A 2,841-nucleotide genomic window follows, 5' to 3' on the forward strand; every position below is an offset into this window, starting at 1 on the left:
TCCGCCACCACCTCCGAGATGGTCCGCAACGTCACCGAGGTGTCCACCGGCAGCCAGGAGATCGCCACCAACATCTCCGGCATCGCCGCGGCCGCGGAGCAGACCACGGCCGGGGCGGGCCGGGCCGGGCGGTGGGGCGCTCACTAGGGTGAGCGCATGCGCATCGCCAGGTTCTCCGCCGCCGGTTCCGACCCGCGCTACGGCGTGGTCGAGGGCGCGCCGGGGGAGGAGGAGATCCTCGTCGTCTCCGGCGACCCCCTGTTCACGCCGCTGAACCCCACCGGGGAGCGCGTGCCGCTGGCCGACGCCCGCCTGCTGGCGCCGGTGATCCCCCGCAGCAAGGTCCTCGGCATCGGCCGCAACTACGCCGACCACGCCGCGGAGCTGGGCAACGAGGTGCCCGCCGAGCCGCTGGTGTTCACCGTGCCGAACACCTCCGTGGCGGGTCCCGGCGACCCGCTGCCGATCCCGGGGTGGGCTGGGGAGGAGCTGCACTACGAGGGTGAGCTGGCCGTGGTGATCCGCCGGCTGTGCAAGGACGTCCCGCGCGAGCGGGTCGGCGAGGTGGTCTTCGGGTACACCGTCGCCAACGACGTCACCGCGCGCAGCCTGCAGAAGTCCGACGGGCAGTGGTGGCGCGCCAAGGGCGCGGACGGCTTCACCCCGCTGGGCCCGTGGATCGAGACCGACCTGGACCCCGCCGACCTGCGCATCGTCACCCGCCTCGCCGACGGCCCCGCCGAGGAGGGCGGGGTCGTCCAGGACGGCCGCACCTCCTCGATGGTCCACGACGTGCCCTCGATCATCGCCCACGTCTCGCGGGCGATGACGCTGCTGCCGGGCGACGTGGTCCTCACCGGCACCCCCGCCGGGGTGGGCCCGGTGCGCGCCGGGCAGCGCGTGGACGTGGAGGTGGAGGGCATCGGCACCCTGTCCACGCCGTTCACCGCCCCGCAGGACTGACGGGCCGGGACGGCGGCGGCGCGCCTCACTAGGCTGGCGGGGCCATGACTGACACCGCTCCCGCCCCCGCCGTCCCGGCGCCCGGCCCCGCCGGCGTCCGGGTCCGCTTCTGCCCCTCGCCGACGGGCACCCCGCACGTCGGCCTGATCCGCACGGCCCTGTTCAACTGGGCGCACGCCCGCCACACGGGCGGCACGTTCGTCTTCCGCATCGAGGACACCGACGCCGCGCGCGACAGCGAGGAGAGCTACGCGCAGATCCTCGAGGCGCTGCGCTGGCTGGGCCTGGACTGGGACGAGGGCATCGACGTCGGCGGCCCGCACGAGCCGTACCGCCAGAGCCTGCGCCGCGACACCTACGACGACGTCGTGCGGCGGCTGCTGGCGGCCGGGCACCTGTACGAGTCGTACTCGACGGCCGAGGAGATCGAGGCCCGCCACGAGGCCGCCGGTCGGTCCAGGGCGCTGGGCTACGACAACTTCGACCGCGACCTGAGCGAGGAGCAGGTCGCGACGTTCCGCGAGCAGGGCCGGCAGCCCACGCTGCGGCTGCGCGTGCCGCAGGACCGCGACTACTCCTTCGACGACCTGGTGCGCGGGCGCATCGAGTTCAAGGCCGGTTCCTTCCCGGACCCGGTGCTGGTGCGCGCGAACGGCGACCCCCTGTACACGCTGGTGAACCCCGTCGACGACGCGCTCATGGGGATCACCCACGTGCTGCGCGGGGAGGACCTGCTCAGCTCCACCGCGCGGCAGATCGCCCTGTACGAGGCGCTCATCGACATCGGCGTCGCGACGGCGGTCCCGCGCTTCGGGCACCTGCCGTACGTGATGGGCGAGGGCAACAAGAAGCTGTCCAAGCGCGACCCCGAGTCGAACCTGTTCCACCACCGCGACCGGGGCTTCACCCGCGAGGGCCTGCTGAACTACCTGGCGCTGCTGGGCTGGGGCATCGCCGAGGACCGGGACGTCTTCTCCCTGGACGAGATGGTCGCGGCCTTCGACGTGGCGGACGTCAACGCCTCACCGGCCCGCTTCGACGTGGCCAAGGCCGAGGCGATCAACGCGCAGCACCTGCGGATGCTGGCGCCGGAGGACTTCCGCGAGCGCCTGGTGCCCTACCTGCAGGCTGCCGGCGTGCTGCCCGCCGAACCGGGCGAGGAGCAGCGGGAGCGGCTCGCCGCGGCCGCGCCCCTGGTGCAGGAGCGCATGACCCTGCTGGGGCAGGCACCGGGGATGCTGGGTTTCCTGTTCGCCGCGGACGAGGACCTGGTGCTGGAGGAGGACGCGACGGGCGCGCTGCGCCCCGAGGCGGCCGACGTGCTGGACGCCGCGCTCGCCGCCCTGGAGCCGCTGGCGGAGTGGACGACGGCGGCGATCGAGGCGGCGCTGCGCGCGGCGGTCGTCGACGGGCTGGGGATCAAGCCGAAGTTCGCCTTCGGGCCGGTGCGCACCGCGGTGACGGGCCGGCGGGTGTCGCCACCGCTGTTCGAGTCGATGGAGATCCTGGGCCGGGACTCCTCGCTCACCCGCCTGCGCCGGCTGCGGGCGACGCTGGGCTGATCGCGCCGCGCTGAGCCGGCCGTCCCGCCCGTGGGGCGGGCGGTCGGCTCAGGTCGCGGGCGCGGGTGCCGATTTGGGGAGCGGCGCCGCGACCCGGTAGAGTCTGCGACGCGCCCGGGCGGTTCGCCGGCCGGGAGATCACCATGGGGTATGGTGTAATTGGCAGCACGACTGATTCTGGTTCAGTTAGTCTAGGTTCGAGTCCTGGTACCCCAGCGCACGACCTGTTCTCTTTCGGAGAACGGGTGAGCTAGGGCCCCGTTGTGTAGCGGCCTAGCACGCCGCCCTCTCAAGGCGGTAGCGCGGGTTCGAATCC

2 protein-coding genes, 1 tRNA gene and 1 pseudogene are annotated in these 2,841 nt (G+C 73.5%); all 4 read left to right on the forward strand.

Annotated elements, in window-relative coordinates:
* Positions 1-117, forward strand: a pseudogene (locus tag MN205_RS22235) (methyl-accepting chemotaxis protein); the annotation flags it as partial.
* A gap of 39 nt (positions 118-156) precedes the next feature.
* Complete coding sequence (locus MN205_RS00465; RefSeq protein WP_242123231.1) at positions 157-963, forward strand: fumarylacetoacetate hydrolase family protein; 807 nt, start codon at positions 157-159, stop codon at positions 961-963.
* Positions 964-1,007: 44 nt separating this feature from the next.
* Positions 1,008-2,525, forward strand: a complete 1,518-nt coding sequence (gene gltX, locus MN205_RS00470) for a glutamate--tRNA ligase (RefSeq protein WP_242123233.1) — start codon at positions 1,008-1,010, stop codon at positions 2,523-2,525.
* Positions 2,526-2,669: 144 nt separating this feature from the next.
* Positions 2,670-2,741 (forward strand) — tRNA-Gln (locus MN205_RS00475).
* Positions 2,742-2,841: the final 100 nt, after the last annotated feature.

Source organism: Kineococcus sp. TRM81007 (assembly GCF_022669155.1).
In the GTDB taxonomy this organism is placed as follows: Bacteria; Actinomycetota; Actinomycetes; order Actinomycetales; family Kineococcaceae; genus Kineococcus.